We start from the raw sequence: 13,740 nt of genomic DNA on the forward strand, positions 1-13,740 counted from the left end.
GCCCTCGGCGGTGGCGCCTAGTCCCCGTTGCGCGGCGGCCGGTCGTCCCCCGGGGAATCCGACGACGTCCCCGTCTGCGGCCCCTGTGGCGGCTTCGGGGACGTGGTGCCGAAGCCGCCGAAGCCGCGGCGGACCCGGTCGCCCAGGTCGCCGGCTCCGCCCGCGAGATCCGTGACCAGCTTCATCAGCGGATCTTTCGAGTTCTTCACCTGGGTGGTGTAGTGGTTCGCCGAATCCCGCCAGGAGTCCCGGACCGAGGTGTCCTGATCCTCGTCGCGCCGCGGGTAGTGGCCGTCCATGATGCGCTGGTGGTCCCGCGACTCGGCCCACTTCTTCAGCTCGGCCGCCCGCACGGTGGTGAAGGGGTGGGAGCGGGGCAGCACGTTGAGGATCTTCAGCACGGAGTCGCGCAGATCGCCCCCCGCCTCGTACTCCTCGGCCTGGGCGAGGAACGCGTCCACGTTCATCTCGTGCAGGTGGTTGCCGCCCGCGATCTTCATCAGACCCCGCATGGAGGCCTGCACGTCCTGCCCGACCAGCAGCCCCGCGCGGTCCGCCGACAGCTCCGACTTGCGAAACCACTCCCGCAGCCCGCTGACGATCGCCATGATCGCGAGGTTGCCCAAGGGAATCCAGGCGACCCGGACGGCGAGGCTGGTCAGGAACAGCAGGATCGTCCGGTAGACGGAGTGCCCGGACAGCGCGTGCCCGACCTCGTGGCCGACGACCGCTCGCATCTCCTCCTCGTCGAGCAGTTCCACGAGGCCCGTCGTCACGACGATGATCGGCTCGTCCAGGCCGATGCACATCGCGTTCGGCTGCGGGTCCTGGTTCACGTACATCGGCGGGACCTTCTCCAGGTCCAGGATGTAGCAGGCGTCCCGCAGCATCACGTTCAGATGGGCGAACTGCTGGTCCGAGACCCGCACCGAGTCGGACAGGAACAGCAGCCGCAGACTGCGCTCGGGCAGCAGAGCGCTGAGCGCCTTGAACACCGTGTCGAAACCGCTCAGCTTGCGCAGCGCCACCAGGGCGGAGCGGTCGGCCGGGTGCTCGTACGCACGCGAGGAGATCCCGGGGAAGCGCCTGCGCTGCCTGCTCGGCACGTGCTCGTGCCCGTGGTGCTCGTGGCCGTCGGACATGTCTTCCCCCATGCGTCTGGTGTGACCTTTGCGGCCCCTTGTGCGGCCTTTTGCTTCCCCGAGGCAGAGCCCAGCCTAGGCGGAGTTACGGTGGTCGGGCAGTACAGCGAAGGAGACCACCGCCATGGAGCACCACCCCGCCTCCGCCTGGCTCGCCGGGGCCGCGGACGCCGCCGAGGGACAAGGGCCGGGGATGCTGCGGATCGTGCTGGTCGTGATGATCCTGGGCTGTGCGCTGACCGCGTGGTTCCTGCTGCGCGGCTACAGACGGAAGGACGACTGAGGTCACACGAAGGTTCCCCGCCGGCCCCCGGGACCGGGCCGGCGGCGGCACGTGCGACCGCCCGCGGCACGAACAGGCGGAGTCGGGGTGATCGTGGAACGGGCGCCCGCTTACGATGAGCCCACGTCTTTATCCCGCCCACACGCGATAGGTCCTGCCGAAGATGAGCTTCCACAGCACCGCTGCCCAGTTGGTCACCCTCGCCGCCGAGGGCGAGGAGCACGGCGGAAACCACGAGAGCCTCAGCCCCTACCTCACCGGTGGCGGCGCGCTCTTCGTCCTGCTGCTCCTGCTGTGGATCACCACCCGCTTCAACCGCGACCGCTGAGCCCGGCCGGGCGCCCCCTGCGGGGCGCCCCGGGGACCACGGGGGCGGCCGGAGCCCTCGGGCGGGGCCGGTAGGGTCTGCACGCATGGGAGAGCAGGACATGCCTACCGGTCCGGCGAACGAGACGCCGCACGACCCGGCATCGGACACGGCGAGCGGCACCGAGCGGCGCCCGGAGCCCCGCCGTGCCGCCAGGGCGACGCGCCAGATCGACGGCCCCGGCAAGAGCCCGTCGCGGTCCGGCAAGCGCCGCCTCGGCGTCATGGGCGGCACCTTCGACCCGATCCACCACGGGCACCTGGTGGCGGCCAGCGAGGTGGCCGCGGCCTTCCACCTCGACGAGGTGGTCTTCGTCCCCACCGGCCAGCCCTGGCAGAAGAGCCACCGCAGCGTCTCCCGGGCCGAGGACCGCTACCTGATGACGGTCATCGCGACCGCCGAGAACCCGCAGTTCTCCGTGAGCCGCATCGACATCGACCGCGGCGGCCCCACCTACACCGTGGACACCCTGCGCGACCTGCGCGCGCTCAACCCGGACACGGACCTGTTCTTCATCACCGGCGCCGACGCGCTCGCGCAGATCCTCACCTGGCGGGACAGCGAGGAACTGTTCTCCCTGGCGCACTTCATCGGGGCCACCCGGCCGGGTCACCACCTGGACGACTCCGGACTCCCGGAGGGGGGCGTCTCGCTCGTGGAGGTTCCCGCCCTCGCCATCTCCTCGACGGACTGCCGTGCGAGAGTCGCCAAGGGGGACCCCATCTGGTACCTGGTGCCGGACGGAGTCGTGCGCTATATCGACAAGCGCGAGCTGTACCGCGGCGAGTGAGCCGAGAGGGGCACCGGTGAACGACCGATACGACGCGGGGGCCGCGGGCCACGGCGCCGACCAGTACGAGCTCGTCGGCTACGACGAGTACGGCCGGCCTGTCTACCGGCAGGTCGAGGCTCAGCAGACCCAGCAGCAGACGTACGACCCGTACGCCCAGCAGCACCAGCAGGGTTACGGCTACGACCCGTACGGGCAGCAGTCGCCGCCCGCCTACGACTACGGCACGGGGCAGCAGCAGCCCGCCTCCTCCTACGGTGCCTACGACCTGTACGCCACCGGCGCGCACCAGGGCGCTCCCGCCCAGGGCGCGCCGCACGAGACCTACGGCGGGGCCACCGCGGCCGGAGCCGCCGGCGGGCAGCCCCGCGTCGCCGAACAGACCGCCCGGCACACGGCCCACATCCCGCAGCAGGCCGGCCCCGTCGACCACGAGGAAGCCGCCGAGCCGCAACGGGATTACCACACCGAGCAGTTCGCCTTCGTCGAGGAGCCGGACGCCAACTCCGAAGACGTCATCGACTGGCTGAAGTTCACCGAGAACCGCACCGAACGCCGCGAGGAGGCCCGTCGCCGCGCCCGCAGCCGGATCGTCGCCCTGGCCGTCGTCCTCGCGCTCGTCGCGGCCGGCGGCGTCGGCTACCTCTGGTACGCGGGGAAGCTGCCGGGCCTGTCCTCCGACGGCTCCAAGACGGGTACCGCGACGGCGGCGGGCGCCCAGAAGCGCGACGTGATCGTCGTGCACCTGCACGACACCAAGGGCGGCGGCACCTCCACGGCCCTCCTCGTCGACAACACCACCCTCCAGCGGGGCACCACCGTCCTGCTCCCCAACTCCCTCGCCCTGACCAGCGACGACGGCACCACCACGACGCTCGCGAAGTCGGTCGAGGACGACGGCTCCGACGGCACCCGCGACGCGCTCGACACGGTCCTCGGCACCGACATCGAGGGCACCTGGCGCCTGGACACCCCGTACCTGCAGAACCTCGTCGACCTCGTCGGCAACATCGACGTCGACACCGATGCCGAGGTGCCCGACCCCGACGCCAAGAAGAAGGGCGAGGCTCCCCTGGTCAACAAGGGCCAGGACCAGACCCTCAGCGGCAAGATGGCGGTCGCCTACGCCACCTACCGCGCCCCCGGCGAGGCCCAGAACGCCCAGCTGGAGCGCTTCGGGCAGGTCATGCAGGGCGTCCTGCGCAAGATGTCCTCCGACCCGCAGGCGGCCACGACCACCATCCAGACCCTGGCGCAGATCCTGGACCCCTCCCTCACCGACAAGGACCTCGGCACCTTCCTCGCCGGGCTCTCCGACCTCGCCAAGGGCGGCGATGTCAAGACCGCCCTGCTGCCGCTCCGAAACGACGGCACGCTCAGTCCCCAGGCGAGCGCGGGCGTGGTCAAGAACGTCCTCGGCGGCACCGCCAAGAGCCCCGACAAGGGCGCCGCCGTCAGCGTCGCCGTCCAGAACGCCACCGGAGTCGAGGACAACACCGAGAAGGCCCGGGTCGTGCTCCTCAACGGCGGCTTCACCTTCCTGGAGAGCGGCACCGCCGCCGCCCGGGCCACCTCCCAGGTCGTCTACGCCGACGCCGCCGACAAGGCGAACGCCGTCGAGGTGGCCAAGACCCTGGGCCTGCCCGCGGGCTCCGTCACCAAGGGCAGGATCTCCGCGGGCGCCGACGTCTCCGTGGTCCTCGGCCAGGACTACAAGCCGTCCGCCGGCTAGCCGGGGAGCGCGCCCCCTCCACGTGATCCCGTCGATCGCGTGGGGGGCCCGCTGCGGTCCGTGAGACCCTTGGTGACAAGTGCCCGCCGACCGAAAGCCTTGTAGTGACCGTGACCGACCGCTCTCACGAGCTGATCAACACCGCCGCCCAGGCGGCCGCCGACAAGCTGGCCCACGACATCGTCGCCTACGACGTCAGCGACGTGCTGTCCATCACGGACGCCTTCCTGCTGGCCTCAGCGCCCAACGACCGTCAGGTCAAGGCGATCGTCGACGAGATCGAGGAGCGCCTCTCGAAGGAACTCGGCGCCAAGCCGGTGCGCCGCGAGGGCGACCGCGAAGCACGCTGGGTGCTGCTCGACTACGTCGACATCGTCGTCCACGTCCAGCACAGCGAGGAGCGTGTCTTCTACGCCCTGGAGCGGCTGTGGAAGGACTGCCCCGAACTGGAGCTGCCCGAGGAGGCCAAGGCCACCCGCGGCAAGGCCGAGGAGCACGCCAAGCTGCGCGCGGCCGAGGAGGCGGCGGAGCTGGACGGTGACTGGCGGTGACCTCCCCCAGTGAGGCGTCCGCCGGGAAGGGCCGGTGCCGCCGCATCATCCTCTGGCGGCACGGCCAGACCCTGTGGAACGTGGAGCGCCGCTTCCAGGGCAGCACGGACGTCGAGCTGACCGAGACCGGTGTCGCCCAGGCCCGCCGCGCCGCCCGGCTCCTCGCCTCGCTGAAGCCGGACGCGGTGATCGCCTCCGACCTCCGGCGCGCCGCGGCCACGGCCGCCGAGCTGGCCACTCTCACGGGCCTCGACGTCACCCACGACGAGGCGTTGCGAGAGACCTACGCGGGCGTCTGGCAGGGCCTCACGCACGAGGAGATCATCGCCCGGTACGGCGAGGAGTACGCCGCGTGGAAGCGCGGTGAGCCCGTCCGCCGCGGCGGTGGCGAACTGGAGACCGAGGTCGCCGACCGCGCCGCCCCCGTGGTGCTGCGGCACGCCGAGAAGCTCCCCGACGACGGCACCCTCGTCGTGGTCAGCCACGGCGGCACGATCCGCACCACCATCGGACGCCTCCTCGGTCTCGACCCCCACCACTGGGAGAGCCTCGGTGGACTCTCCAACTGCTGCTGGTCCGTCCTCGGTGAAGGCGCCCGGGGCTGGCGCCTGCTGGAGCACAACGCCGGCACCCTGCCGGAAGCGGTGCTCGGCGACGACGACTGACCCCGGATTTCACTTTCCGGCAGGTCGCAGGCTAAAGTTCTTCTTGTTCGCCCCGCCAGCGGGGAGACACGAGGGGCTATAGCTCAGTTGGTAGAGCGCCTGCATGGCATGCAGGAGGTCAGGAGTTCAATTCTCCTTAGCTCCACATCAAGATCCCGTTCCCGCCAGGGGGCGGGATTTTTCATGCTCCGGCTTGAGTCGCTCGGGCCCTTCCCGGCGTATACCTCTACGGCCCCGCCGGGGTGCCGTGCCCGGACTGGTACTGAGGCGTCGCTGACCGTATTGGTCCGGCCGTGGCAGAATCAAACGGCCGGAAGGGGGCCGCGACCCGACGGGAGGAGTAGCGATGCCTGCGAGCATCCTCGAGGAGGCCGACCACCTCCTCGAAGCAGCGTTGACCCGGGAGATGTCCACCCGCCTCAGCTGCCCTTCCTGTGGTTCCGCGCACGTGGCCCAGATGCTCGGCGACAACGGCGGAGTTTCCTACGTGTGCACGGCCTGCGGCCACAGCTGGAGCTGATCGATGGGTGCACACAGGCGGAAGTGCGACTGGTGTGGCAGCGGGACTCCGATCGTCCGTGACATGGAACCGATCAATCCCGACTACCAGTACTGGTGCGAGGAATGCGCGCGGGCGCTGATCATAAAAGGCGACCCGATCGAGACGTACCGCGAGTTGGAGGGTGAGCCGATCTACGGCCGGCTTCTGGAGGAGCACTGCACGCTCAAGCGGTTCTATTCGTTCGTCACGGCCTGAGCCCGCAGAGTCGGTGCGAAACCGACATAGCGGGCATCTCCGTACGAGGCGAAATCGATTTGGTGTTGGGCCCGGTGGACCAGTAATGTTGGCGTCGCCGCCGGGGAAACCCGGAGGAACACCGGCAAGGGGCTATAGCTCAGTTGGTAGAGCGCCTGCATGGCATGCAGGAGGTCAGGAGTTCAATTCTCCTTAGCTCCACAGCAGATGAGAAGGCGGACCATCCGATTCGGATGGTCCGCCTTCTTCGTGTTGCCTCGTGTGCGGGTGCGGACGGCGGGCCCACGAGGAGCCCGCCGTACGTGTGCTCAGCGGCCGAGGGCGCGGCGGCCGCGGCCCTGGGAGAGGACCGGGAGGTTGCGGGACGGCCCGCCCTGCGCGCCCCCCTCCTCGATACGCAGCGCCAGCGCGGGGCAGCGGCGCACCGCGCGTAGAGCCTTGGCCTCGGCGTACCGCGGCACCTGCGCCTGCGCCACCGTCGGGAAGCCGTCGGCGCCCAGCTGGAACACCTCGGGCAGGATGTCCGCGCACAGACCGTGGCCCCGGCACAGCGTCCAGTCGACGTAGATCTTCTGACGGCTGGGGCCGTTCTCCTCGGACTCGCCGCCGCCCGGGATGCCCGTAGGGGCCCTGCCGCCCTCGAAGAGCGGCAGAACGCCCTCCACGGGCCGTCCGCAGCCGTTGCCGAGGACGTGGGCGGCCAGGTCGTCCGTGAACGCCTTGATGGTCGACTCCAGGAACATCGCGGAGCCGTCCGGGTGCGAGCACGCGCCGCGCCGCTTCACGTTCTTGGCGACCTGCTTGAGCGCCTCCAGGGCGGCCGGTCCGCCGCCGTTGAGGATGTCCTCCAGACCGCGCGCGGCGGCCGGCAGACCGAGGTAGCAGGGGCCGCACTGGCCCGCGCTCTCCTCGGCCAGCCACTGCGCCACACGCAGCGACTCGCCCAGGGGGCAGGTCTCCTGAGTGATCGGCAGAATCGCGCCGGCGCCGAGCGCGCCGCCCACCGCGTCCAGGGAATTGCGGGAGACGATCGCCTCGTTGACCGTCGCCGCGTCGATCCACTTGCCGTGGTAGCCGCCGGTGAGCACGCCCTGCGGCACCGGCGGAGCGCCGGCGAGCTGCAGGACGTACCGCAGGGGCACGCCCGTCGGGACCTCGATCACCATCGGGCGGGCGACCGCGCCGGAGACCGTCAGCATCACGGTGCCCGGCTCGTCGTACAGGCCGGTGTTGCCGTAGCGCTCCGGGCCGATGCGGGCGGCGATCGCCAGCTGGGCGAAGGTCTCGGCGTTGGACAGCAGCGTGGGTGCGCCGCCGACGCCGTTCTGCGAGGCGCTGACCTTGCGGCCGGGCGGGATGGCCGGGCCGCCGTCGATCGAGCGGACCAGCGAGGCGGCGGCGCCGGTGACCATGCGGACCGGATTGCGCTGCACCCGTGCGCGCAGCGCCGATCGACGGCCGTTGCTGAGGCCGCGTTCGGCGAGCGCGGCCTCCATGGAGCGCTGGGTCGACTCACGGGTGACCCCCACCACGAGCGTGCGGGCACCCAGGGCCTCGGCGCACAGCAGCGCGCCGTCCAGGATCAGATGCGGGGCACGGTTGATCAGCACCGTGTCCTTGCGGCAGGCCGGTTCGTCCTCGCTTCCGTTCACGACGACGACCGGCCGGACGCCGCGCTTGATCGCCGCCTCGGCGACCGAGCGCAGCTTTTTGTGGAAGGGGAACCCCGCGCCGCCGCGGCCCTTCAGGTTGATGCGTTCGGCGAGTTGCGCGAGCTGCTCGCCGCCCATCGGCTCGAGCGGCCCGTGCACCTTGAGGTGCATGGGCAGATCGAGCCGATCGACAAGGTCGAAGCCCGACGTGAGCTGGGGAAGGCCGACCACGCGGACTTCGGGTACGTCGGGCAGGGCCTCGTTCACTTAAAGCCTCCGGAAGGCGTGTTCCAAGGTTCGCCCGATCCCGGTGCGTCGAAGTCATAGGACGCACCGGGCGTTGTTTCAGTGGCGGGACCGCTGTTGTACGTGTCGTTCGGGTAGTACGTGCCATAGAGGCCGTTCGTCTCACCCGTGTCGTACACGTCACTCGATCCATAGCCGGCGGCGCCTGGATTGCCATAGGCCGGGATGCTTTGTCCGGTGTCCTGCAGGGGGTCGTAGGGCGGGATGTTGAAGCCCGTGTCCTGAAGGGGGTCGTAGGCCGAGGGCGGGGCCTCGCCCACCGGCGGCGGCGAGGGGATGGGCCAGTTGCCCGAGGTGCTGGAAGGGCCGTCCACGGTCGGGAAGGCCTCGGTGGGCTGCAGGTCCAGCGGCAGCTGCATGCTGGTGGCCGGCCCGGGCGCGAAGGGCTGCTGGCCCTGGGGAGGACCCGAGACGGCCCGGTAGGCGGCGGCGAAGCCGTTCGCGGGTTCCTTGGCCGCGGGGCGTTCCGCCTTCTCGTACAGCGGCCCCGACGCGGAGGCCCTCGCGGGTGCCTCCCGGCCGCCGTAGCCGGGCAGTGCGGAGCCGCCGGCCGCCCTGGACCGGCTCTCCTCCAGATCCCTGCGGCCCTGGCCCTCGCCGGGCCCGATCAGGGAGGCGACCTTGTCGGCGACCTTGCGCTTGACCTGGCGCGGAGCCGCGCGCAGGGCGAGGGCTCCGGCCACTCCCGCCAGGGAGAGGCAGTACAGGATGACGAAGATCGGCTTGGCCGAGCGACCCGCGTAGAGCCCGTGGACCAGCGCGGCGCACCAGGCCGGGTAGGCCAGCATGTGCATGGCTCGCCAGCGGGCCGCGACGGGTGCGGGGGAGGCGAAGCGGTTGCGCAGCACGCCGGTGATGCCCACGAAGATCATGAGCATGCTGGCCAGGGTGCCGAGGCCGATGAGGAACGACCGGCCGGTGACGACCTCGTCGTCGCTGAGGAGGAGCCCGAAGGGGATGAAGACCGCGATCCACGAGGTGTGGGCCAGCGCCAGCTTGATCCCGATGTGCATCAGCAGGAAGACGATCGAGGCGACGGCCGTGGTCCGGTGCACGGCCTGCGCCAGGATGCGCCTGCGGGTGTCCAGCAGGACCCGGTCCTGGGCGACCAGACCCCAGATCACCGAGCAGGTGAGGCACACGAGGGACAGCACGCCCGCGCCGAAGTTGAGGAATTCGGCGAAGGAGTCGTCTGCCGTGGAGTCGTGGGTCACGGCCGGCCTCCCCGCGTCCCGGCGACCGGGGAGGGCGAGGTGTTACTGCGATGAGGGTTCATGGGGGCAACTCCGAGCGGTTCGGGAAAGCAGCGGTCCCGTTGCCGAACTCTAAGCGCAGCCATACCGATGAGTACGAGGTTTGGGTCGTTGCGTTGTTATCAAAGGACAATGTGGTTGTGGTGATGTCCCTTAGTGGCTGTTACGCGAAGTAACTATTGACCCTGGTTCAGCTTTTCGGACACCGAGACGGCCCCCCAAAGCGCGTCGCGACGCGCTGGGGGCCTGCGGTACCCTAGCGCCATGCGTGCCGTACGCCTTCTGCTTAGCGGGCCGCGCTGATCAGTCCCGGCCACCGGACGAGTCGAGTGGCCGGAATCGGCGCGGCGTCCCCTCCTGTGCGAGGGGATTTTTCGTTTCTCGAACCACACAGGCCGCAGGCAGAGACGATCGATGGAGCTTTGAGGATCATGAGCGAGACGAACCCCGCTGCCGCCGCAGCGGATGCCGCGCCGCACCGCTACACGGCCGCCGTGGCTGCCGAGATCGAGGCACGCTGGCAGGACTTCTGGGACGCCGACGGCACCTACGCCGCGCCCAACCCCAAGGGCGACCTGGCCGGGGACGCGGAGACCGCCGCCAAGCCCAAAAAGTTCATCATGGACATGTTCCCGTACCCCTCCGGTGCGGGCCTGCACGTCGGACACCCGCTGGGCTACATCGCCACGGACGTCTTCGCGCGCTTCCAGCGGATGACCGGCCACAACGTCCTGCACACCCTGGGCTTCGACGCCTTCGGCCTGCCCGCCGAGCAGTACGCGGTGCAGACCGGCACGCACCCGCGCGTGTCCACCGAAGCCAACATGGAGAACATGAAGGCCCAGCTGCGCCGGCTGGGCCTGGGCCACGACAAGCGCCGGTCGTTCGCCACGATCGACCCGGACTACTACAAGTGGACCCAGTGGATCTTCCTGCAGATCTTCAACTCCTGGTACGACCACGACGCCCGGCGGGCCCGCCCGATCGCCGAGCTGGTCGCCGCGTTCGAGTCGGGTGAGCGGCCGGTACCGGGGCACACGCGCGCGTGGAGCGAGCTGAGCGCCGCCGAGAAGGCCGACGTCCTGGGCGAGTTCCGGCTGGCCTACGCCTCCGACGCGCCGGTCAACTGGTGCCCCGGGCTGGGCACCGTGCTGGCCAACGAGGAGGTCACCGCCGACGGCCGCTCCGAGCGCGGCAACTTCCCGGTCTTCAAGGCCAAGCTGCGCCAGTGGAACATGCGCATCACCGCCTACGCGGACCGTCTGCTGGACGACCTGAACGAGCTGGACTGGCCCGAGGCCATCAAGCTGCAGCAGCGCAACTGGATCGGCCGCTCCGAGGGCGCCCGCGTCGACTTCCCCGTGGACGGCGAGCGCATCACCGTCTTCACCACCCGCCCGGACACCCTGTTCGGCGCCACCTACATGGTGCTGGCGCCCGAGCACCCGCTGGTCGAGAAGCTCACCCCGGCCGCCTGGCCGGAGGGCACCCACGAGGTGTGGACCGGTGGCCACGCCACCCCCGGTGAAGCCGTCGCCGCCTACCGGGCCCAGGCCGCCTCCAAGTCCGACGTGGAGCGGCAGGCCGAGGCCAAGGACAAGACCGGCGTCTTCATCGGCGCGTACGCGACCAACCCGGTCAACGGCGAGCAGGTCCCGGTCTTCATCGCCGACTACGTCCTGATGGGCTACGGCACCGGCGCGATCATGGCAGTCCCGGCCGGCGACCAGCGCGACTTCGAGTTCGCGCGTGCCTTCGAGCTGCCGATCACCTGCATCGTCGAGCCGACCGACGGCCGCGGCACGGACACCGCGACCTGGGAGAACGCCTTCTCCTCGTACGACGCCAAGATCATCAATTCCTCGAACGACGAGGTCAGCCTGGACGGCCTGGGCGTCGCCGAGGCCAAGGAGCGCATCACCGGGTGGCTGGAGCGGTCCGGCGTCGGCGAGGGCACCGTCAACTTCCGGCTGCGCGACTGGCTGTTCAGCCGCCAGCGCTACTGGGGCGAGCCCTTCCCGATCGTCTACGACGAGGAGGGCACCGCCCACGCGCTGCCCGAGTCGATGCTGCCCCTGGAACTGCCCGAGGTCGAGGACTACTCGCCGCGCACCTTCGACCCGGACGACGCCGACACCCAGCCCGAGACGCCGCTGTCGCGCAACGAGGACTGGGTGAACGTCACACTGGACCTGGGCGACGGGCGTGGCCCGCGCCGGTACCGGCGCGAGACCAACACCATGCCCAACTGGGCCGGTTCCTGCTGGTACGAGCTGCGCTACCTGGACCCGCACAACTCCGGGAAGCTGGTCGACCCCGAGATCGAGCAGTACTGGATGGGCCCGCGCGAGGGCCAGCCGCACGGCGGTGTCGACCTGTACGTCGGCGGCGCCGAGCACGCCGTCCTGCACCTGCTGTACGCGCGCTTCTGGTCCAAGGTCCTGTACGACCTGGGGCACGTCTCGTCCGCCGAGCCGTTCCACAAGCTGTTCAACCAGGGCATGATCCAGGCCTACGTCTACCGCGACAGCCGTGGCATCGCGGTGCCGGCCGCCGAGGTGGAGGAGCGCGACGGCGCGTACTACTACCAGGGTGAGAAGGTCTCCCGGCTGCTGGGCAAGATGGGCAAGTCCCTGAAGAACGCGGTCACTCCGGACGAGATCTGCGCCGAGTACGGGGCCGACACCCTGCGCCTGTACGAGATGGCCATGGGCCCGCTGGACGTCTCCCGGCCGTGGGACACGCGCGCGGTGGTCGGCCAGTTCCGGCTGCTGCAGCGGCTGTGGCGCAACATCGTCGACGAGGCGACCGGCGAGGTGACCGTCGTCGACGCCGAGCCCGACGAAGAGACGCTGCGCGCCCTGCACAAGGCGATCGACGGCGTCCGCGGTGACCTGGAGGGCATGCGGTTCAACACCGCCATCGCCAAGGTCACCGAGCTGAACAATCACCTGACCAAGGTCGGCGCGGCCGTGTCCCGCCCGGTCGCCGAGGCCCTGGTGCTGATGGTCGCGCCGCTGGCCCCGCACATCGCCGAGGAGCTGTGGCGCAGGCTGGGGCACACGGACTCGGTGGTGCACCAGGACTTCCCGGTGGCCGACCCGGCGTACGTCGTCGACGAGACCGTGACCTGTGTCGTGCAGGTCAAGGGCAAGGTCAAGGCGCGGCTGGAAGTCTCGCCGTCGATCTCCGACGACGAGCTGGAGAAGGTCGCGCTGGCGGACGAGAAGGTCGTCGCCGCGCTGGGCGGTGCCGGCATCCGGAAGGTGATCGTGCGCGCGCCGAAGCTGGTCAACATCGTTCCGGCGTAGCCGCAAGGGCATACGGACCCCTCTCGGGGTGGTCCCCTACGGGCAGGTTCGGGGTTCTTCCGGAACTCCGGACCTGCCCTGTGCGTTTACCGTTGAAGAGCGACGAGGCGCCATGACGTCCTGAGGAGGAGCCCTTGTGGAAGCAGTGATCGCAGTCTTCGCCCTGCTCTTCGTGCTCCTTGCCGGGCTCGGGGTGTACGCCACGGTGAAGGTGGTGGGCGCCGCCAAGCGCGGCGTGGACCGTGGCATCACCCAGGCCCGCCGCACGGTCGAGGACCACACACTGCGCGCCAAGTCCTTCGTCCAGCTCGGCACCGCGGGTGAAATCGCCCAGCTCCGGGTGAAGCTGCGCACCTCGATGCGCGCCACACAGGAAGCGCTGCACGCGGCCGTCGTCGAGGACGAGTCCCTGAAGGAGTCCGTCGGCCTCTTCGAACGGCTGAGTGCGCACGGATTCGAGCTGGACGACGAGCTGAAGCGCCTGGAGTCCGAGCCGGACCGTACCGCGCTCGCCGAGCGGCTCCCCGACCTGCGCGAGCGCACCGAGCGCATCACGCACTCGGCGGACTCGCTGCGCTGGGCGGCACGCGACCGCGCCAGCCGCTTCGCGGAGGACGACCTGGACTCGCTCAGCGCGCAGATCGACCTGGAGTCCGGGGCACTGCGGCACTGGACGGCGCCGGAGCCGCAGTCCGCGTCGTCGCCGCCGTCCGGGGCGTCCCGGCAGCCGGCCTCGCCGCCGAAGGCCGCGACACCGCCGTGGCCCGACGCATCGGCCGCCGATGCCGCCACGGCCGGGCAGACCTGGCAGGACAGCGCGCAGTCGAGCCCGGCGCAGGAGCCGGCGCGGCCCGCCATCACGCCGCCGGGACCACGTCCGACCTACCCCTGGCAGAAGAAGCCCCGCCCCGAGAGCACCACTTGATCCCGC

General features: G+C 70.4%; 13 protein-coding genes and 2 tRNA genes. 12 read left to right on the top strand and 3 right to left on the bottom strand.

Annotated features, from left to right (window positions below; all coding sequences use genetic code 11):
* Nucleotides 1–17 precede the first annotated feature (17 nt).
* Nucleotides 18–1,142 (bottom strand): M48 family metallopeptidase, encoded by a 1,125-nt coding sequence (locus ACIQHQ_RS02175; protein WP_402609192.1) that lies wholly within the window; start codon nucleotides 1,140–1,142, stop codon nucleotides 18–20.
* Nucleotides 1,143–1,266: 124 nt separating this feature from the next.
* Here ACIQHQ_RS02175 and ACIQHQ_RS02180 point away from each other — a divergent pair, with 124 nt between their 5' ends.
* From ACIQHQ_RS02180 to ACIQHQ_RS02225, 10 genes are all read left to right on the top strand, one after another.
* A complete protein-coding gene (locus ACIQHQ_RS02180; RefSeq protein WP_402609194.1) occupies nucleotides 1,267–1,425 on the top strand; it encodes a hypothetical protein in 159 nt (52 codons plus the stop codon).
* A gap of 163 nt (nucleotides 1,426–1,588) precedes the next feature.
* A complete protein-coding gene (locus ACIQHQ_RS02185; protein WP_192583393.1) occupies nucleotides 1,589–1,753 on the top strand; it encodes a hypothetical protein in 165 nt (54 codons plus the stop codon).
* Nucleotides 1,754–1,838: 85 nt separating this feature from the next.
* On the top strand, nucleotides 1,839–2,582 hold the full coding sequence (nadD, locus tag ACIQHQ_RS02190; protein WP_402609196.1) for a nicotinate-nucleotide adenylyltransferase: 744 nt from the start codon (nucleotides 1,839–1,841) through the stop codon (nucleotides 2,580–2,582).
* 16 nt (nucleotides 2,583–2,598) lie between these two features.
* Nucleotides 2,599–4,314: an LCP family protein gene (locus ACIQHQ_RS02195; protein ID WP_402609198.1), complete on the top strand. Its 1,716-nt coding sequence runs from the start codon at nucleotides 2,599–2,601 to the stop codon at nucleotides 4,312–4,314.
* Between the two features lie 104 nt (nucleotides 4,315–4,418).
* Complete coding sequence (gene rsfS, locus ACIQHQ_RS02200; RefSeq protein ID WP_390981140.1) at nucleotides 4,419–4,865, top strand: ribosome silencing factor; 447 nt, start codon at nucleotides 4,419–4,421, stop codon at nucleotides 4,863–4,865.
* Complete coding sequence (locus tag ACIQHQ_RS02205; protein WP_402609201.1) at nucleotides 4,862–5,530, top strand: histidine phosphatase family protein; 669 nt, start codon at nucleotides 4,862–4,864, stop codon at nucleotides 5,528–5,530. Before rsfS ends, ACIQHQ_RS02205 begins: the two co-directional genes overlap by 4 nt.
* 72 nt (nucleotides 5,531–5,602) lie before the next feature.
* Nucleotides 5,603–5,675, top strand: a tRNA-Ala gene (locus ACIQHQ_RS02210).
* A gap of 201 nt (nucleotides 5,676–5,876) precedes the next feature.
* Nucleotides 5,877–6,050 (top strand): hypothetical protein, encoded by a 174-nt coding sequence (locus ACIQHQ_RS02215; protein ID WP_283971272.1) that lies wholly within the window; start codon nucleotides 5,877–5,879, stop codon nucleotides 6,048–6,050.
* A gap of 3 nt (nucleotides 6,051–6,053) precedes the next feature.
* Nucleotides 6,054–6,287: a hypothetical protein gene (locus tag ACIQHQ_RS02220; RefSeq protein ID WP_006136074.1), complete on the top strand. Its 234-nt coding sequence runs from the start codon at nucleotides 6,054–6,056 to the stop codon at nucleotides 6,285–6,287.
* A 128-nt stretch (nucleotides 6,288–6,415) separates the two neighbouring features.
* Nucleotides 6,416–6,488 (top strand) — tRNA-Ala (locus tag ACIQHQ_RS02225).
* 107 nt (nucleotides 6,489–6,595) lie between these two features.
* Here the strand turns inward: ACIQHQ_RS02225 and ACIQHQ_RS02230 are convergent.
* Entirely contained in the window at nucleotides 6,596–8,206 is a 1,611-nt protein-coding gene (locus ACIQHQ_RS02230) for an NADH-ubiquinone oxidoreductase-F iron-sulfur binding region domain-containing protein (RefSeq protein ID WP_402609204.1), read from the bottom strand.
* On the bottom strand, nucleotides 8,203–9,459 hold the full coding sequence (locus ACIQHQ_RS02235) for a cytochrome b/b6 domain-containing protein (RefSeq protein WP_402609206.1): 1,257 nt from the start codon (nucleotides 9,457–9,459) through the stop codon (nucleotides 8,203–8,205). The genes ACIQHQ_RS02230 and ACIQHQ_RS02235 overlap by 4 nt, the downstream gene beginning before the upstream one ends.
* A 470-nt stretch (nucleotides 9,460–9,929) precedes the next feature.
* Here ACIQHQ_RS02235 and leuS point away from each other — a divergent pair, with 470 nt between their 5' ends.
* Together leuS and ACIQHQ_RS02245 are read left to right on the top strand one after the other, a co-directional pair.
* Nucleotides 9,930–12,809: a leucine--tRNA ligase gene (gene leuS, locus ACIQHQ_RS02240; protein ID WP_402609208.1), complete on the top strand. Its 2,880-nt coding sequence runs from the start codon at nucleotides 9,930–9,932 to the stop codon at nucleotides 12,807–12,809.
* A 136-nt stretch (nucleotides 12,810–12,945) separates the two neighbouring features.
* Entirely contained in the window at nucleotides 12,946–13,734 is a 789-nt protein-coding gene (locus ACIQHQ_RS02245) for a hypothetical protein (protein ID WP_402609210.1), read from the top strand.
* The last annotated feature ends 6 nt before the right edge of the window (nucleotides 13,735–13,740 follow it).

The sequence above is a fragment of the Streptomyces sp. NPDC092370 genome, assembly GCF_044755265.1.
Taxonomy (GTDB): domain Bacteria; phylum Actinomycetota; class Actinomycetes; order Streptomycetales; family Streptomycetaceae; genus Streptomyces.